The 22,501-nt window shown below is 50.8% G+C and carries 19 protein-coding genes; 17 read left to right on the top strand and 2 right to left on the bottom strand.

Going from position 1 to position 22,501, the window contains the following annotated elements:
• Positions 1–326 precede the first annotated feature (326 nt).
• From ACXX82_RS06580 to ACXX82_RS06505, 16 genes are all read left to right on the top strand, one after another.
• The gene (locus ACXX82_RS06580; RefSeq protein ID WP_322232921.1) at positions 327–1,514 is read left to right on the top strand and encodes a porin; all 1,188 of its coding nucleotides are present in this window, start codon (positions 327–329) and stop codon (positions 1,512–1,514) included.
• A gap of 568 nt (positions 1,515–2,082) precedes the next feature.
• Positions 2,083–3,321 carry an ABC transporter substrate-binding protein gene (locus ACXX82_RS06575; protein ID WP_322232920.1) on the top strand — a complete coding sequence of 413 codons (1,239 nt, stop codon included), beginning with the start codon at positions 2,083–2,085 and terminating at the stop codon, positions 3,319–3,321.
• Entirely contained in the window at positions 3,321–3,833 is a 513-nt protein-coding gene (locus tag ACXX82_RS06570; RefSeq protein WP_322232918.1) for a 2,4'-dihydroxyacetophenone dioxygenase family protein, read from the top strand. Before ACXX82_RS06575 ends, ACXX82_RS06570 begins: the two co-directional genes overlap by 1 nt.
• 68 nt (positions 3,834–3,901) lie before the next feature.
• Positions 3,902–5,209 (top strand): NtaA/DmoA family FMN-dependent monooxygenase, encoded by a 1,308-nt coding sequence (locus tag ACXX82_RS06565; RefSeq protein ID WP_322232916.1) that lies wholly within the window; start codon positions 3,902–3,904, stop codon positions 5,207–5,209.
• Positions 5,210–5,222: 13 nt separating this feature from the next.
• Entirely contained in the window at positions 5,223–5,975 is a 753-nt protein-coding gene (locus ACXX82_RS06560; RefSeq protein WP_323505917.1) for an ABC transporter ATP-binding protein, read from the top strand.
• On the top strand, positions 5,968–6,693 hold the full coding sequence (locus ACXX82_RS06555) for an ABC transporter ATP-binding protein (protein WP_322232911.1): 726 nt from the start codon (positions 5,968–5,970) through the stop codon (positions 6,691–6,693). The genes ACXX82_RS06560 and ACXX82_RS06555 overlap by 8 nt, the downstream gene beginning before the upstream one ends.
• Positions 6,694–6,696: 3 nt before the next feature.
• On the top strand, positions 6,697–7,584 hold the full coding sequence (locus ACXX82_RS06550) for a branched-chain amino acid ABC transporter permease (RefSeq protein WP_323505918.1): 888 nt from the start codon (positions 6,697–6,699) through the stop codon (positions 7,582–7,584).
• 23 nt (positions 7,585–7,607) lie between these two features.
• Entirely contained in the window at positions 7,608–8,663 is a 1,056-nt protein-coding gene (locus ACXX82_RS06545) for a branched-chain amino acid ABC transporter permease (RefSeq protein ID WP_322240195.1), read from the top strand.
• Positions 8,656–9,756 (top strand): flavin reductase, encoded by a 1,101-nt coding sequence (locus ACXX82_RS06540; RefSeq protein ID WP_323505919.1) that lies wholly within the window; start codon positions 8,656–8,658, stop codon positions 9,754–9,756. Before ACXX82_RS06545 ends, ACXX82_RS06540 begins: the two co-directional genes overlap by 8 nt.
• 53 nt (positions 9,757–9,809) lie before the next feature.
• Positions 9,810–10,685 (top strand): cyclase family protein, encoded by an 876-nt coding sequence (locus ACXX82_RS06535; protein ID WP_322232905.1) that lies wholly within the window; start codon positions 9,810–9,812, stop codon positions 10,683–10,685.
• Between the two features lie 3 nt (positions 10,686–10,688).
• Positions 10,689–11,903 (top strand): CaiB/BaiF CoA transferase family protein, encoded by a 1,215-nt coding sequence (locus ACXX82_RS06530; protein ID WP_323505920.1) that lies wholly within the window; start codon positions 10,689–10,691, stop codon positions 11,901–11,903.
• A gap of 797 nt (positions 11,904–12,700) precedes the next feature.
• Entirely contained in the window at positions 12,701–13,057 is a 357-nt protein-coding gene (locus ACXX82_RS06525) for a hypothetical protein (protein ID WP_322232901.1), read from the top strand.
• Positions 13,058–13,193: 136 nt separating this feature from the next.
• Positions 13,194–13,445 (top strand): hypothetical protein, encoded by a 252-nt coding sequence (locus ACXX82_RS06520; RefSeq protein ID WP_323505921.1) that lies wholly within the window; start codon positions 13,194–13,196, stop codon positions 13,443–13,445.
• Positions 13,446–14,434: 989 nt separating this feature from the next.
• On the top strand, positions 14,435–14,899 hold the full coding sequence (locus ACXX82_RS06515) for an Hsp20/alpha crystallin family protein (protein ID WP_458562639.1): 465 nt from the start codon (positions 14,435–14,437) through the stop codon (positions 14,897–14,899).
• A 28-nt stretch (positions 14,900–14,927) separates the two neighbouring features.
• Positions 14,928–15,308 (top strand): Hsp20/alpha crystallin family protein, encoded by a 381-nt coding sequence (locus tag ACXX82_RS06510; protein WP_322232895.1) that lies wholly within the window; start codon positions 14,928–14,930, stop codon positions 15,306–15,308.
• Between the two features lie 74 nt (positions 15,309–15,382).
• Positions 15,383–15,703 (top strand): hypothetical protein, encoded by a 321-nt coding sequence (locus tag ACXX82_RS06505; protein WP_322232893.1) that lies wholly within the window; start codon positions 15,383–15,385, stop codon positions 15,701–15,703.
• Between the two features lie 784 nt (positions 15,704–16,487).
• Here ACXX82_RS06505 and ACXX82_RS06500 read toward each other — a convergent pair.
• The gene (locus tag ACXX82_RS06500) at positions 16,488–17,498 is read right to left on the bottom strand and encodes a PEP-CTERM sorting domain-containing protein (RefSeq protein WP_458562638.1); all 1,011 of its coding nucleotides are present in this window, start codon (positions 17,496–17,498) and stop codon (positions 16,488–16,490) included.
• Between the two features lie 331 nt (positions 17,499–17,829).
• Here ACXX82_RS06500 and ACXX82_RS06495 point away from each other — a divergent pair, with 331 nt between their 5' ends.
• Positions 17,830–18,399 carry a recombinase family protein gene (locus tag ACXX82_RS06495; protein ID WP_458562637.1) on the top strand — a complete coding sequence of 190 codons (570 nt, stop codon included), beginning with the start codon at positions 17,830–17,832 and terminating at the stop codon, positions 18,397–18,399.
• A 534-nt stretch (positions 18,400–18,933) separates the two neighbouring features.
• On the opposite strand, the gene ACXX82_RS06490 is transcribed toward ACXX82_RS06495, so the two are convergent.
• On the bottom strand, positions 18,934–22,203 hold the full coding sequence (locus ACXX82_RS06490) for an autotransporter domain-containing protein (RefSeq protein WP_458562636.1): 3,270 nt from the start codon (positions 22,201–22,203) through the stop codon (positions 18,934–18,936).
• Positions 22,204–22,501: the final 298 nt, after the last annotated feature.

Genomic DNA, 22,501 nt, shown 5'->3' with positions numbered 1-22,501 from the left:
AATTAGCATTATTTGCTAACACCACCCAAAAAGATCCCAACTGAACTGCATCCAAACTGAGACAAGTTTATCGGACGGAAAAGTGATTAAAAAAATAATTAAACTGGGGCTCAACTGCTAATTGAAATAACAGTTTCCTGCATTAAATTAAGCGTGCCAACCTAGCTCAAAAAAACTACACATTAGGCAAAGTTGATCCTCTTTTTTCCGCTTTAGCTAGTTTACGCAAGAAGCACATAAGTGAGTATGAAATCATCGAATTGAGTGTGGTCTTCAAGAGATAGCACTGTTAAATATAAAAACGAAATGATCACGGGACATCACAAATGAAAAAATTAGTTGCTGCAATCGCCATATTGGCACCTTTCGGCGTAGCACAAGCCGATTCCAGCGTGACCATTTACGGTAACGTAGATGCAGCGATTGTATCGGTGAGTACAATCGGCGGCACGACAAAACCGGGCGGTTCAGTCGGTGTAAATTCAGCGCATATCCTGCGTGAAGATTCTGGCGTTGGTCCAGCGAGTCGTTTGGGTTTCCGTGGTACCGAAGATCTTGGTGGCGGACTGAGCGCTAACTTCGTGCTTGAGGCTGGTTTTGGTGCGGATACCGGTGCTAGTCAGCAGGGTGGTGTGTTGTTTGGTCGTCAATCATGGGTTGGTTTGGCTGGTTCTAACTGGACTCTGTCTGCAGGTCGTCAATATGCACCGATCGACGTCATCTTTGCTGCGATCGATCCATCGTATGGTCTGTACTTTGGTAACGCGACAACGGCAACCAACCATGCTATCTATCCGACTATTGGTGCGACCGCAACTAGTGGAACATGGCAGTCGACTTCCCGTGTAAACAACTCTTTGTTGGGAACATTTAAAACTTCCGGTCTGACATTTAAGTTGATGTTGGCAGCTGGTGATGAAAATACGCGCAATACAGGCCAATTGATCAACCCTAGCGTGACGTACGATAATGGTCCGTTGTCATTGAGTTTGTCGGCTACCCGCCTGCGTCAGGCGCAAGATAGTATTCTTGCAACTGCTAAGCCTGAGTGGGTGAGTGAGCAAATCGCCGGTGGTTCTTATACCTTCGATTTTGCTAAGGTATTTCTTGGCGCTTATCAATTCATCGGACCAAGCAATTTTGCTAATTTGAGCCCGGCTGCGACCGTTGGTGCGCCCGGTGCGGCAGCTTACGCCTATACCTGGAGTCGTCAGCATTCATACTGGATCGGCGCACGTATTCCGGTCGGTACAGGTACTTTCATTCCTTCTATCGACAGAATCGATTACATCTATAAAAATGGCACACCAGACGGTCACGGTACTGTACTCGGTTTGACTTATGAGTATCCGTTCTCGAAAACCACTGTTTTGTACGCTAACTATGGTCAGACTAAGAATAGCGCGACTGCAAACGGTCCATTGGTGTCTACGATCACCTCTGCTACTGCTGGCGTCGTACCTTACGGTTCGACCATCAGAGCAGCGGCTATCGGCATGCGCCACTCCTTCTAACGCCGGACCTACGAAAAACCGCCCCAGCGGCGTTGTGCTTTCCTAGCCACCAATGTGGCCGGTACTATCGTACTGTCTTCGTTGGCACGCCTTGCTGGGACGATTTTGCGTAAGTCTTGAGTTGGTGGGTTTATTTAAAACCTTTTTTGGCTTGTTTCAGAATTATTTGGAATATGTCATATCCGATGGCCCTTCTCAGCTTGAGCGGGGCCATTTGTTTTTGTTGGTCTGATTTTTTTGTTTCAATTTTTCGACGTGATGTTTCCCTAGTCGTTGTCTGTATTTCTTTCCTTGCTTCACTCAATTTTATATCTCTGTTTTGCCTGAAATGGTCTCGCTTCCGTGTGCTTAAGTGTGGGCTTGGCGCACGTGATTTATGGCTGATTTACAGCATGAATAATCATCATTCAAACGCTTATCAAAAAAGTTGCGACGTCAGTAAAAATGCTATACCATCGGGTAGATAACAATTCTATTAAGTATATATCAGCCTGTAAGGCATCAGGAATCGCTCGAAAATTATGCGGTTTGGATACCGGAACAGGGTGGTAAACCAGGGAGATTAAAGATGGTGAATCGTCGTACCGTGATAGCTGGACTATCAGCGCTTTCAGCAGTTTCTTTAGCGCCAATGATCGCAAGAGCACAGTCTAAACCTTTGATTCGTATCGGCATGTTGCAAGATGCATCTGGTCCTTATAGTTATCTTGGTGGCGTCGGTTCAATCGCTTGTGCGCGTCAGGCGATTGCTGAAATCGCGGGAAGCCGTGGTTTGAATGTCGAAATCCTTACAGCGGATCACCAGAATAAACCTGATATTGGCGCTGCCATTGCGCGCCAGTGGCTTGATCAGGGCGTTGATGCACTGATGGAGTTTAATAATTCCGCAATCGCTTTAGCCGTCAATAATTTAGTGCGTGAGCGTGACAAAGTGATGCTTGCCAATAACGTCGGCTCCGCTTCTCTCAGCGGCGTCAATTGCACCCCGAATATGACCCATTGGACTTTCGATACTGCGATGCTGGCAACCAGCATGGGTAACGGAATGATCGAAAAGGGCGCTGGAGAAAGTTGGTTTTTCATCCGTGCCGACTATGTATTTGGCAAAGCCTTACGCGACGATACCGCTGCCGTAGTCATCGCTAAAGGCGGCAAAGTGGTGGGCGAAGTCGCGGTGCCAGTTGGTACGACCGATTTTGCGTCCGCCCTGTTGCAGGCACAAGCTTCCGGCGCAAAAGTTGTGGCGTTGGCGTTGGCCGGTAATGACTTGCTCAACTGCCTCAAGCAAGCAAACGAATTTGGACTGACCAAAGGTGGTCAGCGGATGGCTGCGTTGATCATTTATTTGCAAGATATTAAAGCACTGGGTTTGCCAGTCACCAAAGGTCTGGTCCTGACGGAATCGTTTTATTGGGATTTGAGCGACAAGTCGCGTGCTTTCTCGAAACGTATAACGCCTAACACTAAGGGTGTACCGCCGAACATGGGCCAGGCTGGCGCATATTCTGCTGTGACACATTATTTGAAAGCAGTTGCCGATGTGGGCGCTGCAGAAGCCAAACGTTCTGGCCGTGTCGTAGTTGAGCGTATGAAACAATTGCCGATCAGCGATGACGTGCTGACCAATGCGCGCATTCGTGCTGACGGTCGCGTTGTCAGTGATGTGTATCTATTCGAAGTCAAGTCTCCGGAAGAGAGCAAAGGCGAGTGGGATTTGTACAAGATCAAACGTAAGCTCGGCCCGGATCAGGCTTGGCGTCCAATGTCGGCGGGTGGTTGCCCACTCGTTAAACCAGGGAGTATCTGATGAGTGATATTAAAAGTAACAAACCAATTAATATTCCAGAATCACCTTTTACACGTCCGGAAATGTTTTCGCCGGACGTCATGATTGACGATAACAAATGGTATCCCCTAGGTAAATTGGGCAAGGTTCGTCCGATCCTGTTTGATGTCTCGAATGGTGGTTGGATCAGTATTCTGAAGGCTGAAGGTCAGGGCACTATTCAGCGCCACCGTCATGCTTCGCCAGTAACCGGTTGGACGCTTGATGGCGCGTGGGGCTATCGCGAGTACGACTGGGTTGCACGTGCCGGTAGTTTTGTTTATGAGCCACCGGGTCACATCCATACTCTTTATATTGATCCGGAAGCTGGCAAGATGACCGCGTTGTTTCACGTTCATGGCCCGCTCGTGTATCTGGATGAAGAAGGTAATGCGACTGACTACGATGATGTGTTTTTGCGCCTCGACCGGTACGCCAAGTATTGTCGTGAAGTCGGTCTGGGCGATGATTATCTGCAATCGCTGATTCGATAGCTTTACTCTGCTCAGCTCTGTCGTTTGCTGACTAGCCTATTTATTTTTTGTTCCAAGGATGAAGTCCAATGTCTTCGAAAATGCACTTGATGCAAATGCTGATACACAGCGCCAGTACGCATACTCTGCTTAGTTGGACCGATCCGAAGGATGGGCAGTTAGATGGCTTGCAAGATTTTGCCTATTGGCAGAATCTGGCCCAGACGCTTGAGCGCGGTTGTTTTGATGGCGTGTTTTTTGCCGATAGCCCAGCCACACATGCGGTCTATAAAAGTAGCGTCAAGCCATCAGTAGAATACGGTGCATCATGGCCCAATCATGATCCGATGCCTTTGGTAGCGGTGATGGCTGCGGCGACTAAACACCTCGGTATTGGTGTGACGTTGTCGACCACTGGTACGACGCCTTATCTGGCGACCCGTCGCATTTCGACTTTGAATTATTTGAGTCGTGGTCGCGTTGGCTGGAACATCGTATCCGGTTTCAGCGCAGCAGAACATCAGGCTAATGGTCTTGGCGCATTGGGTCATGACGAGCGTTATGACCAAGCCGACGAATTTATGGAAATTTGCTACCGCTTGTGGGATAGCGTTCCCGATGCAGCGATATTGAAGAACCACGTTACTGGCAAGTTTGCTGATCCCGAACAAATCAATGTCGTTGATTTTCAAGGTCGTTTTCTAAATTGCAAAGCGGTTGCGCCGACGTTGCCATCGTCATACGGTCGGCCATTGTTGTTTCAGGCTGGTTCATCGGGACGTGGTTTGCAGTTTGCGATGGAACACGCTGAAGTGATTTTTGCGATTCAATCGCATATCGCAGGGATGAAAAAGAGCATGCTGCAATTGAGCGCTGCCGCTGCGGAGCAAGGCAAGGGTAAAGAATGCAAGGTGTTATTTGGCCTGCAACCGATCGTGCGCAGTACCGAACTTGAAGCGCGTCAACGTGCTGAAGAATTGGCTGAGCGGATTCCGCTGGATGCCATTCTTGCGCGTCTCTCGGGCGTGTTCGGTATCGATCTGAGTCAGCTTGATCCAGATCGTCCATTGGCGGAAATGGAAACCCAGGCTTCACGCGGATTGATGGCGGCGACGGTGACCGGTGCGGATGGCAAGGCGGTGACATTGCGTCAGGCAGCAACAACCTGGGCCTTGTCGGTGGCCATTCCTCAAGTGATCGGTACGCCGGAACAAGTGGCTGATGAAATGGAGCGTACCTGGCGCGAAACCGGTTGCTACGGCTTTAACCTGAGTCCGACGACCAATCCTGATAGCGTTGAAGATTTTGTTGATCAGGTCGTGCCAATCCTGCAAAGCCGTGGCGTGTTCCGCACTGCTTATGAAGGCGACAGCTTCCGTGACAATTTGATGGCTTGATGGGGCGGGTAAAGTGACTGATACGATCATCGAAACACGTGGCTTGACCAAGGACTTCCGCGGCTTTATCGCGGTTGGTGGAGTCGATTTGAAAGTGCGCAAGGGATCTATCCATGCGCTGATCGGTCCTAATGGTGCGGGTAAATCTACGGTCTTCAATTTACTGACACGTTTTTTGCCCGCTAGTGGTGGACAAATATTTTTCAAAGGTGAAGAGATCACCCGACGCGACCCGGCCTTGGTAGCGCAGAGCGGCATGGTGCGCTCGTTTCAGATTTCTTCCACTTTCCCGGCTTTTAGTTTGCGTGACAATGTACGGATTGCGTTACAGCGCCCGCTGCAAGTTAGCTACCAATTCTGGCGTTCTGACAAGACACTTGCGGCATTGTATGAGCGTGCCGACGAGTTGCTTGAGGCGGTGGGTTTAACGCGATGGCGTGATGTGCGAGCAGCCGATCTGTCATATGGCCGTAAGCGTGCGCTCGAATTAGCGACCACGTTGGCGCTCGATCCAGAAGTGATGTTGCTGGATGAACCAATGGCTGGACTAGGTCATGAGGATATCGCGCGCATCGCCAGTCTGATTCGAAAGGTTGCGGTTGGTCGTACGGTCTTGATGGTGGAACACAATTTAAAAGTAGTGGCCGATTTGTCGGACACCATTACGGTGCTGGCGCGCGGCAAAATATTGGCCGAAGGCCCGTATGCCGTCGTGTCTGCGAATCCGCTGGTGCGTAGTGCTTACATGGGATCAGCGCATGCCTGATTTATCTCCCCAACCGGATTTACTGGCCATTGATAATCTGCGTGCCTGGTACGGCGAATCGCAGGCCTTGCATGGCATTAACCTGACTGTGCAACGCGGCGAAACCGTTACTTTGCTTGGACGCAACGGCGCTGGCAAGACCAGTACGCTGCGTTCGATCATGGGATTGATGCGGCGACGTGAAGGCGCGATTACATTTTCCGGTAGCGAATTAATTGCCGCATCGCCGGATCAGATTGCGCGTCTGGGTATCGGCTATTGTCCGGAAGAGCGCGGCATTTTTGCTGGCTTGACGGTGCAAGAAAATCTGATGCTGCCACCGATCATTAAGGCGGGTGGTATGACGCTGGCGGAAATCCACCAATTGTTTCCTAATCTGGCCGAGCGTAGCGCCAGTCAAGGAACCAAATTGTCCGGCGGCGAACAACAAATGCTGGCCATTGCACGTATCTTGCGCACGGGCGCAGATTTGCTATTACTGGACGAACCAACTGAAGGTCTGGCACCGGTCATCATCGAACAAATCGGTCATGCAATTCAGAAGCTTAAAGAGCGGGGTTACACCATCGTTCTGGTCGAGCAAAATTTCAATTTCGCCGCCAGTGTGTCAGAACGATTTTACGTGATTGAAGATGGTCGTGTAGTTGATCATATTGCTGCAGCCGAGATCGCTGATCCGACGACGGTGGCCAACATTCACAATTATTTGAGTATGTAAATTATGACAGAATTCTTTGGTGTTTCCGTGCAGGCACTGTCTGGGCAATTAATGATCGGTGCTATCAACGGTGCCTTCTATGCCATGCTCAGCCTTGGTCTGGCGGTTATCTTTGGCTTGCTGAACATCATCAATTTCGCGCATGGTGCGCAATATATGATGGGTGCGTTTTGTGCGTGGTTGTTACTCAACTTTCTCGGGCTAAATTATTGGATGGCGCTGGTGTTGACGCCACTTATCGTCGGTGCGAGCGGAATGCTGATTGAGCGCTATTTGTTACGCCATATTCAACAACTTGACCATGTGTATGGTTTGTTACTCACTTTCGGTGCAGCGCTGTTGATTGAGGGTGCTTTTCGCCAACTATTCGGAGCGGCCGGGTTGCCGTATGCCACTCCCGCGCTGTTGCAGGGCGGGCATCATTTAGGCTTTATGTATTTACCTACTTATCGCGCCTGGGTCTTCATCTTTTCTATCGTGGTATGTGGTGCTACCTGGCTGATGATTGAGAAAACCAAACTAGGGTCTTACTTGCGCGCGGCCACTGAAAACCCATCATTGGTTCAAGCCTTTGGCGTGCGCGTGCCGCGCATGATGATGCTGACCTACGGTTTTGGTGTGGGTTTGGCTGCATTGGGTGGCGTGTTGGCCGCACCTATTTATCAGGTCAGCCCGATGATGGGAACCAGCACTATTATTGTGGTGTTTGCAGTCGTCGTGATCGGTGGCATGGGTTCAATCGGCGGGGCGATTTTCAGCGGCTTTGCGCTCGGTTTGGCGGAAGGTTTGACCAAGGTATTTTATCCACAGGCTTCCAGTACGGTGATCTTCGTAATTATGGCGCTGGTATTGCTGATCAAGCCTGCCGGGTTGTTTGGGAGGACTGCATGATGGTGTCGAATGTAAAAGCGTTGATGCAATCCGATCTTGCACAAAAAAATGCGCCACTGATCATCGCCGCTTTGATGTTGCTGCTTGCGCTGGTGAGTCCTTTTATCGGGCTCTATCCGGTCTTTATGATGAAGGCCTTGTGTTTTGCGTTGCTTGCTGCAGCGTTCAATTTGCTGTTCGGTTATGGCGGCTTGCTGTCCTTCGGGCATGCTTCGTTTTTTGGTACTGCGGCCTACGTAACCGGCTACTCAATGAAGTATTGGGGCATTAATCCGGAGGTTGGGATTGTGCTTGGCACACTGGCTGCGACGGTACTAGGTGTGGTGTTCGGCTGGCTGTCGATTCGACGTCAAGGTATTTATTTCGCGATGGTGACGTTAGCGTTGGCCCAAATGCTGTATTTCTTCTATTTACAGGCTGGTGGTTTTACTGGTGGCGAAGATGGCATTCAGGCGATCCCGCGCGGTCATCTTTTTGGCGTCATTAACCTCAACCAACCCTTGGCGATGTATTACACCGTGCTGGCGATCTGTATCGGTGGCTTCGCGCTGATTTATCGCGTCGTGCATTCGCCATTCGGTCAGGTACTCAAGGCAATTCGTGAAAATGAACCGCGGGCTATTTCGTTGGGTTATCGGGTTGAGCGGATTAAGTTGCTGGTGTTTGTCTTGTCGGCTGCGCTGGCTGGACTAGCCGGTGCGACCAAGACGCTGGTGTTTCAGCTTGCGACACTCAACGATGTTAACTGGTCAGTATCTGGCGATGTGATTCTGATGACGTTGGTTGGCGGCGTAGGTACGCTGTTTGGTCCGATTATCGGGGCTTTCGTGTTAGTGGTGATTAGCACTTACCTTGCCGGTTTTGGATCATGGGTCACAATGATTCAGGGCGCGATCTTTATTGTTTGCGTCATGTCCTTCCGGCGTGGCTTGTGTGGTTGGGTTGCCGACCGATTCGAGATCGCACGTTTGCCTTTGGTGGGAAGCGACCCTTTGGTTGCAAATGTGGTCAAAGCCGGCTTTCGCCGTGCGCTTTCCGAACCCTCTATTCCATTGAAAGATACCAGCCTCCATGAGTGATTCTTTGTTAGCATCGCCGCAAGTGTCGCCGCAAGTGTCACCCATTGATCCAGCCGAGTTGCGCCGTTGCCTTGGAGCCTTTGTCACTGGCGTGACGGTAATCACGGCGCTTGATGAGGACGGTGCACCAATCGGCATGACGGTCAATTCGTTCAATTCGGTCTCGCTCGATCCACCGCTTATCGTCTGGAGCGTGCGTACCAATGCGACCAGTTTTCCTGTGTATAGCAAAACGAAACGGTTTGTCGTCAATATATTATCGGAAGAGCAAGTCGATGTCTCTAATCGCTTCGCTAAATCCGGCCCTGGTCGTTTTGAGGGGATCGCTATCACGCCGGGCATCGATGGCTTGCCGCTCATTGATGGTTGCTCGGCATATCTTGAATGCAGCACTGAAGCCACGTATCCGGGCGGCGACCACTTGCTTTTTCTAGGCCGTGTTGATCGCATTCTCGGGACCTCGCGCAAGCCGCTGGCTTTTGGCGCGGGCAAATACATGGTCGTACATCCGCATGCGCCCAACGCTGACTTGGGCTCCGGTAACGTCGCCACATTGAACGCTGTTCAGTTAGCGCGGCCTTGTCTGGAAGAGTTGAATCGTGAAACAGATAAAACTGTCGGTTTAGGCGTCTGGGGCAACCTTGGCCCGACCCTCATCTGGTGGGTAGAAGCACGCCAACCGCTTGATGTGCGCTTGCGTTGCGGGATGGTGTTACCGTTACTGGGTTCTGCTACCGGCAAAGTGTTTGCTGCCTTTTCAGCGCCACAGTTGACGGCACGCTATCTGGACGCAGAAATCGCCGCGGTACAACATATTCCCGATTCGCCATTTAACACCCGTGCAGCGGTGGAAGAACACTTGGCGTTGGTGCGCGAACGCCGGCTGGGGGCGATAGATGATGCGATCATGATCGATATCAATGATCTGGGCGTGAACGCTGTCAGTGCGCCCGTATTCGATGCTTCGGGATCGATTGTGCTGGCGCTGACGATGATGGGCGCAGCAGTGTGTTTTACTCCGGATGATCCGGCGGTAGCGCGTTTGAGCGATGCGGCACGGCGCTTGTCGGTACGCTTGGGTTACCGGCCTTAATGAATTTGTAGTGGCGCGTTGCGCCAACCACCCTCACTTGAAGAAAGAATACGATGATTGAAAATACATGGAAGCGCTGGGGCGACGACGACGAACGTGGCGCGCTGAATTTTATCGGACCGGATCAGGTGCGCCGCGCCACCGGATTGGTGCAGACAGGTGAAGTATTACGTCTTGCACAATTGCTATCGTCAAAGACGCCGGTGCCTGCTCATCGTTGTGGTTTGCAACATTTTATGGGCCGTGATGGTGGTGATTATGCTGCGGGCGCGGGGCGTCCTGAAGGCTTCCAGTTTGCTGAAGACTCAGTCATCATGCCATTGCATATCGGTACTCACGTGGATGCGTTGTGCCACGCGTGGTATGACGATGAACTATATAACGGTTTTTCCAGCGACACTATTCGCAGCACTACCGGCGCTTCTAAATTAGGCGTCGAAAAGATGCCACCTATCGTCACGCGCGGTGTGTTGCTTGATCTGGTCCGTTTAAAAGGACGCGTATTGGTTCCGGGCGAGGTGATCAGCCGCGCCGACCTCGAAGCCGCTGCCGCTTTGGCCGGTCTTCAGATAGAGCAGGGCGATGCAGTATTACTGCGCACAGGTTGGCTGGAATCGCAAAAAGGCGTGAAGAATGTCTCCTTTGACGTTGAGCCGGGTATTGACGTCGAAGCTGGACGCTGGTTGGCTGAGCGCGAGGTTGCAGTGGTGGGTGCGGATAACTTCGCGGTAGAAGTGTTGCCGTTTGCAAAGGGAACAGTATTTCCGGTACATCAATTACTGATCCGCGATTTTGGCGTGCCGCTGTTGGAAGGCCTAATGCTTGATCCACTGGTTGCCAGCGGTCGTTTTGCGTTCTTATTCGTTGCCAGCGCGCTGCCGATTGTTGGCGCTACCGGTAGTCCTCTCGCTCCCGTTGCGGTGCTGTAGACCATGAAAAATTCTACCAAAAAGCGGCCACTTGACGGTATCCGCGTACTCGAAATAGCATCGATGGTATTTGGCCCTGTGGCGGGACAGTATCTCGGCGATATGGGTGCCGATGTGATCAAGCTTGAGCCACCGGAAGGCGATTTAACCCGCTCAATCGGACCGCGCCGTTCGCCGCGCATGGGCGCATTTTTTCTGACAAGTAATCGTAGCAAGCGCAGTATTGTGGTCGATTTGAAGCGTCCGGAAGGGCGCGAAATCCTGCATCGCTTATTAGCCAAAACGGATGTGCTGTTGCACTCAATGCGCACACCGGCAGCCGCTCGCCTTGGGCTTGATTACGCCACGCTCGCCAAAACCCATCCGGGTCTGGTGTATTGCCACGTTACCGGTTATGGCGACGATGGTGAGTATGGTGGACGTCCTGCTTATGATGACATTATTCAGGCTGCGTCAGGTCTGGCAATGTTGCAGGAGGTAGTCGCAGGACAGCCACGTTACATCCCGACAATTGTCGCTGACAAAATTAGTGGCGTCCATGCGGCTTATGCGATCGTGCTCGCGATGATGCACCGTCTGCGCACTGGAGAAGGTCAGGAAGTGGAAGTGCCGATGTTTGAAACCATGGCCTCGTTCAATATGATCGAACACCAATGGGGGCATATTTTTGAGCCGCCAATCGGTGACATGGGATATGCGCCCGTAGTGGCTGCGGCCCGCCGACCATATAAAACGCTTGATGGCTATTTGTCTTTGCTGCCGTATTCGGATTCGCACTGGCGGCGGTTCTTTGAGTTGGCAGGTGCGCCGGAAATAATGGACGATCCGCGTTTTACGCTGTTCGCCTCGCGTCAGCAACATTTCCGTGCAGTATGGGATGAGATTGAGCGTCAGATAGGCCTTAAAACCAATGCCGAATGGTTACGTCTGCTGACGCCGGAAGATATTCCGTTCTCCCCAGTTAACAGCATTGAAGACCTGCGTGAAGATCCTCATTTGAAGAGTGTCGATTTCTGGAGTGTGCAAGAGCATCCGACTGAAGGTAAATTGTTGATCGGACGCAATCCTTTACGCATGAGCGCTTCGCCACCGGATGTCACACGCTTGCCACCGGGATTGGGTGAGCATAGTGCGGAGATTTTGCGCGAATATGAATACGACGAAGAAAGCGCAAAACGCTTGCTAGCCCCGGGCGGAGTTTGTTCTTCCAATTTGTAGTCAATGACGGTGTTGGCGCTTTTATTTTACTTGTATTGAGTAACTGCGTTACCGACGGTAAATTAAGTCATGCTGATTTTTAAATCAGCATGACTTTTTTTGTTTTTATTCTACTTTTTATGCTTAATTGTCAAATTTGAAAAAGTTGCTCGTACTTCGCTTTACGGCTTCATTCGCATACTTTGCAAAGGGTTACTTTGCAGGGCGCCGCACCTATTGTCATCACCGATGTAATTTGTCACTCATCGTCCCATTTTTTTCCGCGATGGCTGGTCTCGTATGTGAGTAAGGCGCGTTACTGACATCAAATGCACAATCCGCTCTTGAATGTCGGCACGTTACCGCGATTTTCACCAAATCTCCTACCTCATCCTTATCGAACTCCTACTTAAGTATCAGTGTTTAGCTGATAGTGATCATCCGGTAATCTATTATGATTTGTCACAGTAAGTGAAGTGAGGGCTTTGCATCACGCGTCCGCAACAAAAGATGGGGGCAGTGTGCGAGCGCAGCGATGCGAGAGTTGATGTGACATTTACCCGATGTGTATCTGGCAAACATCAACCTATACAGGAGCCAGAAACCTGTCACGAATTTGGGCCAACAGAAAAAGTCATCTGATGCCATACCTAATACACAAGTATCTGCTGAGTATTAAAGCGCCTGTTGCAGTGCTTCTTAAAGTGCTACTAGGGCACTAAAAGACGACACGTTTTTTATTACGCCATCGTGGGCTTTTAAGAGCCGACTAATTACGCGACCTATGCCATCTTATTTTTTTAATATTGGAGAAGATCATGGACACAACGCCAGAGCTTACCAAGGTTGTAGACCAAACCGGTGACGGTATTAATGGCATGGTTAAAGAGAAGAGTGCGGACCTTCACAGTGCGATTGATAAGGCTTCCGACACAGTGCGGCCAGCCATTGATCGCATGGCAAATGGTGCACACACGAGTGTCGACCAAGTATCCAGCGCACTGACCGACGCCACAGAGTCGCTTACGCAACACACGCGCGAACTGAGTGCTGCCTATCAACGATTTGCGGATACTGGACGCCAATATGTCCGCACCAGTCCGGTTGTAGCGGTTGGTATGGCCTTGGCTGCCGGTTACTTAATTTCCAAATTATTCAGCGGCAAAGATCATTAAGTTATTCAGTGACTTTTCTATCGCCACGCGGTGTGCGGTGCTGAGCAAGGAGTCTACTTTTTTCGGTGAAACACAATATTAATGATTCTCCGACGGTTTGCACCTCGTAGTGTGCGTTTTTATATTGGAGCGAAAAATGAAGAAATATCTTATGAGTCTTGCAGTATTGATGGCTTTCGGTTCAGGCGCAGCGATGGCTCAAAACGCACCTGCAATGCCAAATAGCAGTATGGGGACAGATGCATCCTCGAGCGGCGCGATGGACAACGGTTCAATGGCCAATCCAACTACGAAAAAGAAGACAATGAAGAAAAAGATGCATAAAAGCACGATGGATAAAGAGGGTATGGACAAAGATGGTATGGATAAACCCGATACTAAGCATTGATTCAGGTATTTTTATCTGGTCAGCAAAGTTTTAGGCGCAGTATTGTTTGGCGATGCGCCGTCTATGCATGGTTTGCTTCCAATCTTAGGGGCCAAACTTTCATTCAGTAAGTGAGGCGACTGTCGGACAATATTACTGTGATGCGTTGCTGATTACGCAGACCCAAAGAACTGCGTTTAAAAAAAACGACGGCCTATCGGATTGACATTCGATAGGCCGTTGATGCGTTTGTGTGTTGAAGTATTTCTGGCTTTGAACAAAAACAGGGATGACTTTGCTCAATGCAAGCATACGCATGCGTTTCTTATTGTTCTTCAAAATTTTTCACGGACAGGATGGTCAGCTTCCCTTCGCCATTTTGGGTGACACAGGCTCAGGATTTCCCACAATGGCCCTAATAATTGCTTTGGTGTGATTCTTGAGGTAACTAATGGGCCTTACTCGAGTTGAGAGTTTCATGCTCAACCTTTAACACAAATTGACGAGGGCTAATGTTAGTTCGAATCAAGGCCTATACATACTATTGTTATTTGCCATTTTGCAACTTTCCCAAGGGAACCGCACCCTAAACGGATGCAAATATGAGGCTTACGTTATAGTAAATCTATAAAACTTTGTTATTGATTAAAAAATTCCTTGCACCTTCAGGTTGGGAGACAGTAATTAACTATCGTCTCATTCCTCTCGTTTTTTCAACAGCCCTTTACCAATGATCATAAGGCGCAAAAAACCGCTACCGGCGAAGGTATGGCCGTCTTTAGAAGCGAGCGAAATTTTTAAATAAAAAGCTTAAATGGACAAGTGTCCAAACAGCTACATATTTGAAATAGGGGGTCTTGAAACGCGTTTAGGTGGATCCTATATTGGAAGCGGTGGAGGAATTATCCGCGTAGTAGCGGATAATTTGCCAATCGGTCGAGAGTTCCGCGATAGTCGTAAGCGAATCTTTCGTATTTATTTTCTGATAAATGGAAAGGAGTGGATGCATCATGTTCTCGTCTTCTATGCAATTTCCCAATAATTTATTTTCTGAGCTTGGCGATATTCAACGCCAGTTCGAACAATTTTTTGGGGTGTTAGATTCGCCTTCCAGTATTCGTGCGGTACGTCGTGGCACGTTTCCGTCCATCAATATGTGCACTACTGATGACGCCATAGAAATCTACGCATTAGCACCCGGGATTGATACCTCTAAACTAGAACTCACCGTCGATAAAGGGCTGCTCATCATCGCAGGTGAGCGCAAAAGCGCGGTGCCCGCGGACCGGCAGGAAAAACTGAGCATATATGCTCGTGAGCGTTTCAATGGCGCATTTAAACGCGTCATTAGCCTGCCAGAAGATGTAGACGCCGAGCATGTCAATGCTACGTACAAAAATGGGGTGCTGCGTGTCGTCATTGCGAAGCGAGAATCTACGAAACCCCGCCGCATCGAAGTGCATAACGTTATTTAACCGATTGTTATCGAGAGGAGGATTCGACATGGATACCAAACAAGAACTAGCGCAGTACAAGTCCAATATCAACGATGAAAAATCCTTATTTCCGCTCGTTGATGTAATCGAGGATGAAAATGGCATCACGCTCACAGCCGACTTGCCAGGCGTCACCAAAGAAAACCTAGCGATTCGAGTAGATGCGGACCTGCTAATCATTGAGGGCGCCTTAACTTTAGGAGAGGGGGAAACTGTAGCGCCAGTCTATGCCGAAATTCGGGCGGCACATTACAAGCGCACTTTTACTTTAAGCCGCGAACTGGATGCGGCGCAAATTGCTGCATCCATTAATGACGGAGTCCTGACGCTTCACATGCCGAAGCTCGAACAAGCCAAACCGCGAAGAATCGAAGTGAACATTTTGTAGCGATCTAATGGTTGTATGTGATTAACTTATTTGCCCCTGACCTTCGTGTCGGGGGTATATCGGGGAGGAGCGAAATGCGCACCTTATTACTCCCAGAGATAGTTAAAACAATCAAACGAAAACTGCGCCATATTCATTATCGGCACTTATTTGAAAGTAAGTCAGATCAGCTTCTTGAGTTGGAAGAATTGGCGCTGGAGTCATTCGAATTAACGCATCAACTCAATAGCAACTTACTACGCATGATCGAAATTGAGCGTTCCCTTAATACTGCAACAGAGCTAGCAAACTCAAGGGAAATGCGCACATGCCGGCGACTATTGAAGAAAATCCAGGAAGTGAGCGGAGTGGAAGATGCGATGCTGATGAGGCAGCCAAAGTTCCCGAGTGAGTAACATGACGGAAAGCGTAAGAGAATTCCGATTGAGGTGCAGGGCTAAACAAACATGCATTTTGGACACTGGCTTGATCTGCGACCTAGTACGCATCTCGACTTTGCGGTATCTGGATCATTCCCACTAATGGCCATTTGCAGCACGCTCGATCAATCTTATTTAAAGTTTGATCAAGAATACTCATGAAAGCGCCTGATCAACGATCTTGGGATACCTAGAAATTGCGGCTGAAAGTGCTGCACCACGGCGTCAGGTAATGAATGTAGATTGCGAAGGCACATGGGCGATTTATAGGCCTGAACGTTATAAATTTCATGCATGGTTTGCTCCAGGGTGACGCTAGTCATCCGCAATCTTTACATGATATTTTCGTAAGAGATTAAAGTAAAAAACAATTTTTAGGAATATTTTAAGATTTTAGGCCGGAATGCAAAAACGTCGCAGAACCAGTGTTTACTTGGTTTGCGACGCTTTATGCTGACCTACTACTATGTTTCTTGGTGCGAGAGCCGGAATCTAAAAAACAACACAAGTCATTGATTAATATGATTATGTTTAATTTGAAATTCTTTTATGGATGCATATATGGATGCAAAAATAATTCCTTAAGTCTTTTCCGTTACGGTGGGGCCATTTCATCATAAAAATGATTCGGCTAGAAAATGCCGCTAACCTGCCTTTTCCGCTTTCGTCAATTTACTGGCCTTCAACGAATCGCCAGGCATGAAGAAGTCCCTTGTGGGGCATTTACCTTGACATCAAGTTAACCGCCTAACTAGCAATGTTACAAAGACTTGCGACGACGGACCATGACGCCAATCAATGCCAGGCCGCCCAGCAGCATCGCGTAGGTTTCTGGCTCAGGTACAGAACTGACGATTAGTGAGAAAGCATGTGCTTCATTGGTCAAGTTGTTGTGGGCTTGTCCAACGATCGAACCGCTATCGTTGATACCGTCGGCTTCTACCAGGGTCCAGCCAGCATTGATTTCGCTGGTGGTCAGGAAACTGTTGAGATTGGTTGCCGTGGTGCCATTCCACAAAGTGGCAGCATAGGTGTCGTAGGATTGCCCCACCACTTGGCCGACATTGTTTATGGCATAGGCAATACCGCTTCCCAAGCTCGTCGCCGTGGTCCCATTCCATATGGTGGCGGTACCGCTAACCCAATCACTGCCGGAAAAACCCGCCATCTGGCCGGCATTATTGATGGCCCTGACGACGCCTTTCCCCAAGCTGGTCGCCGTGGTGCCATTCCACACAGTGGCAGTAGCGTTATAATTGCTGTCCATGGAATACCCCGCTACTTGGCCGACATTGTTGATTGCATCGGCGACTCCATTGCCTAGGCTGGTCGCCGTGGTGCCATTCCACACAGTGGCAATATAATTATTATTACGGCCCGCTACTTGACCGGCATCGTTGATGGCATAGGCGGTGGCCGCATCTCCTTCCAACTGGGTCGTCGTAACGCGACTGCCAGCAATGTCCCACTTTGCGGCAATGAAACCTCGACCGATGGCGATGGAAGTTCCCACAACTTGGCCAGCATTGTTGATGGCATAGGCACTCACGCTTCCCAAGCTGGTCGCCGTAGTGCCATTCCACACGGTGGCCTCGTAATAACCGTTGCTGGGACTAGTAACCCCCGCTACCTGACCAGCATTATTGATGGCATAGGCAGCGCTTCTGTTACCTAGGTCTGTAAAGGTATAACTTTGTTGAGCATTCGCCTGACTCGCGCCTATCAATAGAATGCCTGCGAGAAAACTAAGTCGGTGCAATTGTAGGTTCATTTTTTATCTTCTTATGAAACAGGTCGAGGACGACAATCCTATATATTTTCTAATTATTTCCGTTTCTCATTTTAATAATAAAAGTTGCTATAAATCTTACTAATTTCTATTTATCCTGATATTGCATTAAGAGAAATATTTTGTTCTCGCTGTTTGTTGCTGTTCAAAAACGACCGTATATGAACAGGTAAAAAACAGCCGGTTTTACACGTTCAAAATATAGCCTTTTACATTTTGTGCATGTTCATATATATTCATGCCCTTAATGAACGCCTTTGTACGTCCCTGTATGCCCATGGACGACTACGGACAACCCACTTAAGGACATGCCATGTCAATCTTCGCTTACAGCCGGGTCAGCACGAAAGACCAGACCACTGCCAATCAAACGCTGGATATTGAAAAGGCCGGTTACAAGGTGGATTACTGGTTTGCGGATGAAGGTGTCAGCGGAAAGGTATCGGCCAGCCAGCGCCCCCAGTTCAAGGCGTTGCTCGGTCAGATACGTGAAGGGGAAACGCTGGTGGTCTCCAAGCTGGATCGATTGGGCCGCGATGCGCAGGACGTTGGGGCAACTATTAAAGACCTCGCCAAACGCAAGATCGTGGTCATCGTTTTGCAACTGGGCACCCTCGATCTGGCCTCACCGGCTGGCAAGCTGATGTTGACCATGCTGGCCGCCATCGCTGAAATGGAACGTGATCTTTTGGTAGAGCGCACGCAATCTGGCCTGGCACGCGCCAAAGCTGAGGGAAAAGTATTGGGGCGGCCAACGAAAACGACTGATGCGCAACGGGCTGAGATTGTCAGCCAGCATAAGGCTGGATCATCGATCAGCGCCCTGGCACGGACCTACGGCATATCGCGGGCAAGCATCATGCGGGTCACTGGTGATTTATGAACGCCATCGAGACCCCCATTTTGGTGTTCTCGGTAGGCGATGCGGGGTATAACCAAATTTGGATACACCCCCCTTTCCGTGGATACCAGAGTGGATACCAACTTTTGGATACCGGCGTTTCTGTGCGTACCGGCCTGCGTACCAGGTTGCTGCGTACCCAATTTTGCTGTTACACCGGTTGTTACAGGCGATCTGTTACAGATCAGGCGATAGTCCGAACATTCCCAAACTGACGGTCTCGAAAATTGCCTGTACGCTGGTGGGTTCGCGCCTGCTATCCCGCGTTGAGGTGCGAACCTCGCTGCGAACCAACGAAGTGCGAACCAGTATGTCCGCGCTTTGCCTTGCGCGTTGAGGGTGCGGACTGGGTGCGGACCAGCGCCAGGTAATCCAAATAGTTGTCCAGTACTGCAATTGCTGTATCGATCGCTGTCCTGCTGGCGCAAAGCGGTCCATGCGCCGGACATAAAAAAAGCTGCAACCTCCGTCAAGAGGTTGCAGCTTTCATCGATGCTGGGTTTTGCTACCCAGGCATCAGAACTTCCAGGCCACGGTGGCCTTGAAACCATTGTCGCGCACGCCATTGCCGAACTGGCCGGAATAACCGACGTTCAGTACCGCGTTGGTGTTGATCTGGGTTTCAATGCCCGCTTCGACCACACCGACATTGCTGGCCAGCGGAATACCGTAGACGGTAAACGGGGTGCTGCCGGCCAGGGTTTCGGTCACCGATGGCGTACCGGCACCAAACGCATGACGCCAGCCGACCATGCCGCGCAAACGGGTCGATTCGGTGATGGCGGTACCCGAGCGTACGCCCAGCGTACCGAAGGTCGAATTGATCGTGCTGCCCGAGCCGCTCAGTGCTGCCAGGCCACCGCTCTCGCTGAATGCATCGCTGTGCACGTTCACATAGGCCACGCCAACAAACGGTTCCAGCACCAGCTTGTTCATTGCGATCTGCTGGCCGACTTCGGCAAACACCTGGGAGGTGGTGGCATTGTACTTGGTCATCAGACGGTCACTGAAGCCGGCAAAGCCGACGCTGCGCTGGCTGTCGACCCGGTGCGCGGTATACGCCGCACCGACCCGCACGCTGGTATTGTTCCAGCGGTTGCCGCCATACACACCGACATGGTAATCATCGGTTCTGGCACTGGAATTGACCGCATCATCATAATTGGTGCTCTGGCTGTAACCGAACAGGCCACCGACACGCCAGCCACCCGCCACACCGGTGTCAGCACCGACGAAGAAGCCGGCAATCCCGTGGTTGAGTTGTGCCGCATTGCCATCGCTGCTGTTGCGCCCGGTAGAACCGAACACGCGGCTCCAGGCTACGCTGTCAGATGAAGTGCTGCAACCGGCCGGTTGGGCCGGGGTGCCGGCGGCAGTCAGCGTATCGGCACCGGGTGAACACAGCGCGCCGATCAGACGGTCGTTGGCGGCATCGCGCACGTAACGGCTGTCCTGCAGCAGGTTGCTGTTGACTGACGCATGGATTTCACCGGAGAGCTGGTCAGACGCATGGTTGGCATCCGCATTCGTGGCCGACCATGCCATGGCATTCACCAGCGCATTGCTGCTGTTCATGCTGTCGAGGCTGCGTGCCGTGGCGAGTTGGTTGCGGGTGCCGCCGGCCGACGCAAAACTGCGTTGCTGCTCGGCAGTCAGGTAGACATTGTTGGCATCGTAGGTATCATACAGCTGGACGAAAGCGGTACGGATGGCCCCTGTCAGGCCATAGGTGCCGGTGACGCCGCCGGTGGCATTGAGCACCGTGTAGCGGGTACCCAGCGTGTACAGCCCGGCCGGATTTTGCGTGACATTGAGCAGCGACCCGCTGGCTAACGTGGCGCTACCGAGCACATTGATGCGGTCCGAACTGCTGTTGTTCGGATTGACTTCGACCTGGTAGATGGACCCTGCGGCCTGACTGTAATTGCCGTTGACGGTCAAGGTGCCGATGCTGTTGCCGGGGCCGACATTGCCCCCGGCCAATGCCGTGACGCTGCCGACCGTGCCGTTGCCACCGAGCGTGCCGCCGTTGCTGACCGTGACCGCTGAACTGGCGATTGAGCCGTTCACCGACAGCGTACCGCCGGTGATCGTGGTCGGGCCGGTATAGGTGCTGGCGGCGGTGAAGATGGTATGGCCGGCGAGTACGTTGACGCGGCCGGCACCGCTGATGACCGGTGCAAAGGTATAGCTGGCATTGGTGTGATTAAAATTGATGGTGCCGGTGCCGGCGCCGAAATTGACGGCACTGGTGTTCAGCGTGCCGGAGCCTGTTGCTGCGCTGGTTGCCGCAGCGCCGATGTTAATGGTGCCTGTCGACCCCACACTGTTCGCCAGCGTGAGGGGCGCGGCAAGCGTAACGCTACCGCCGTCGCCAATGGTCAATACAGCAGTACCAGTGTTGTTGCCCATGATTGCTGAAGTGCTGCTCTTATCCGTCCAGCTGGAACCGGCTCCCGTTACGTTGAATGTCAAAGTACCTTTACCGGTACCACCATAAAAGGCGCCATTATAGTTACTCAAATCCGCCATGCCAGTGGTTAATGTGCCACCGCTGGTAATATTGATTGTTGCTGCCGCAGGATGAGCACCCACCCCCGAACCAGCGATGAGAGAATTCAAAATGATGCTGCCACCATTGCTGACATTCAACGTCCCCAGCGCGTTGACACCTTGAGCGATAGTCGTCCCACTTGTGACACGCAGAGAAGAGTTCGGACCATTCACGGTTAGCACGCCATTCGCAGCACTAGCGCCAATTCCCAGGGAAGACGTTTTTACCTGGCCTGCGCCCTCGATGTCAAATGTTCCAGGACTTCCTGTAAGTCCCTGGACAGTGATATTAGTACTTCCAAGTTTGCCGGTCACACCCAACGTGCCGCCGCCGATGTAGGTTGTTCCCGCAAAGCCGCTGCTGTCACCGGTCAGGGTGGTCACGCCAGCGTACTGGTTGATCGTGGAATAGACAGTGCCGCCACTAATCCCCGCAGCGAAGACATAAGCCGAGTTAGTATGATTAAAGTTAATGGCACCGGTACCGGCACCAAAGACCACTGCGCTGGTGTTAAGCGTTCCGGCAGCAGCTGCCGGGGTGCCTGCGGCAGCACCGATGTTAATTGTTCCGTTTGAACCAGCATTGGTTGCAACACCAATTGTAGCGGCAGATGCAACGCCGCCGTTGCTTACGGTTAATACGCCGATACCGACTAATCCCACATCAAATGTAGAGGCCGACGAAATGCTGCTGCCACTGCCTGTGACAAGTACTGTGCCGCTTGCAGCAACATCCTGATAGGCCAGTGCCAGAGTTCCCGCTGAAACACTTCCGCCATTAGTAATAGTCAACAATCCTGTAGCTTCATTTCCAACCAAAAAAATTCCTGCGTCGTTCCATAACGTACCCGCTCCGTCTACTGTGGCAGTTCCTGTGCTTATGACGCCATTTACCACCTGTTGGCCAAGTTGGGAGTTCGCGCTTGTAACAACAATCTGGCCTCCTGCTAAAGCCAGCGTACCGCTACCGCCAGATGAGCCGATAGTGATCGCGGTTGGCGTCCAGATAGGGATAGTGGGTGAGTTTCCTGATGTAGCGCCCAGTCCTGCGTTAATCCGATTAGTTCCACTGATTACAGCTGTTTGCGCGTGTGCGGCCATAACTGGTAAAAAAGTAAGGACGGCAGCCATAGCGATTGAACTACCGCTTTTACCACATGCCATTGTAATTTCAGAAACGGCGACAGAGGTGCCAAGTACAGGGTTCCAGATGGAGCGGAAGGTTTTGTTCATTTTTTTCCAAGTTAATACAATCGTTGATTCGAGATGCACAACCATTCGGTCTGCCCGTTCTTGATCGCCTGGTGCGAATTTATAAGAGTTTGCCCAGGCATTCTGTGCGGTAGCGCACATACAAATCCCGCAAAGAAGGAACATAAACAAAACTTGCCGGATTAAAAATGGACAAAAAGAAGTGTTGAGAAAGGAGGCGCTTAGTCCCGGCCATGCCTCACAAAGTAGTAAAAAAACAGGTCATTCCAAGAACAAGGCAGAGCTTGGAGCTAACCGAATGATACGTACGATTACTTGT

The organism is Glaciimonas sp. GNP009, assembly GCF_054343755.1.
Note: the sequence above shows the minus strand (reverse complement) of the source record. Positions and strands in the feature narration are given on the sequence as shown.

Bases quoted from the DNA above. Each gene is read 5' to 3' on its own strand.
- ACXX82_RS06580 (WP_322232921.1), top strand. From the start codon at position 327: ATGAAAAAATTAGTTGCTGCAATCGCCATATTGGCACCTTTCGGCGTA.
- ACXX82_RS06575 (WP_322232920.1), top strand. From the start codon at position 2,083: ATGGTGAATCGTCGTACCGTGATAGCTGGACTATCAGCGCTTTCAGCA.
- ACXX82_RS06570 (WP_322232918.1), top strand. From the start codon at position 3,321: ATGAGTGATATTAAAAGTAACAAACCAATTAATATTCCAGAATCACCT.
- ACXX82_RS06565 (WP_322232916.1), top strand. From the start codon at position 3,902: ATGTCTTCGAAAATGCACTTGATGCAAATGCTGATACACAGCGCCAGT.
- ACXX82_RS06555 (WP_322232911.1), top strand. From the start codon at position 5,968: ATGCCTGATTTATCTCCCCAACCGGATTTACTGGCCATTGATAATCTG.
- ACXX82_RS06550 (WP_323505918.1), top strand. From the start codon at position 6,697: ATGACAGAATTCTTTGGTGTTTCCGTGCAGGCACTGTCTGGGCAATTA.
- ACXX82_RS06545 (WP_322240195.1), top strand. From the start codon at position 7,608: ATGCAATCCGATCTTGCACAAAAAAATGCGCCACTGATCATCGCCGCT.
- ACXX82_RS06540 (WP_323505919.1), top strand. From the start codon at position 8,656: ATGAGTGATTCTTTGTTAGCATCGCCGCAAGTGTCGCCGCAAGTGTCA.
- ACXX82_RS06535 (WP_322232905.1), top strand. From the start codon at position 9,810: ATGATTGAAAATACATGGAAGCGCTGGGGCGACGACGACGAACGTGGC.
- ACXX82_RS06530 (WP_323505920.1), top strand. From the start codon at position 10,689: ATGAAAAATTCTACCAAAAAGCGGCCACTTGACGGTATCCGCGTACTC.
- ACXX82_RS06525 (WP_322232901.1), top strand. From the start codon at position 12,701: ATGGACACAACGCCAGAGCTTACCAAGGTTGTAGACCAAACCGGTGAC.
- ACXX82_RS06520 (WP_323505921.1), top strand. From the start codon at position 13,194: ATGAAGAAATATCTTATGAGTCTTGCAGTATTGATGGCTTTCGGTTCA.
- ACXX82_RS06515 (WP_458562639.1), top strand. From the start codon at position 14,435: ATGTTCTCGTCTTCTATGCAATTTCCCAATAATTTATTTTCTGAGCTT.
- ACXX82_RS06510 (WP_322232895.1), top strand. From the start codon at position 14,928: ATGGATACCAAACAAGAACTAGCGCAGTACAAGTCCAATATCAACGAT.
- ACXX82_RS06505 (WP_322232893.1), top strand. From the start codon at position 15,383: ATGCGCACCTTATTACTCCCAGAGATAGTTAAAACAATCAAACGAAAA.
- ACXX82_RS06500 (WP_458562638.1), bottom strand. From the start codon at position 17,498: ATGAACCTACAATTGCACCGACTTAGTTTTCTCGCAGGCATTCTATTG.
- ACXX82_RS06495 (WP_458562637.1), top strand. From the start codon at position 17,830: ATGTCAATCTTCGCTTACAGCCGGGTCAGCACGAAAGACCAGACCACT.
- ACXX82_RS06490 (WP_458562636.1), bottom strand. From the start codon at position 22,203: ATGAACAAAACCTTCCGCTCCATCTGGAACCCTGTACTTGGCACCTCT.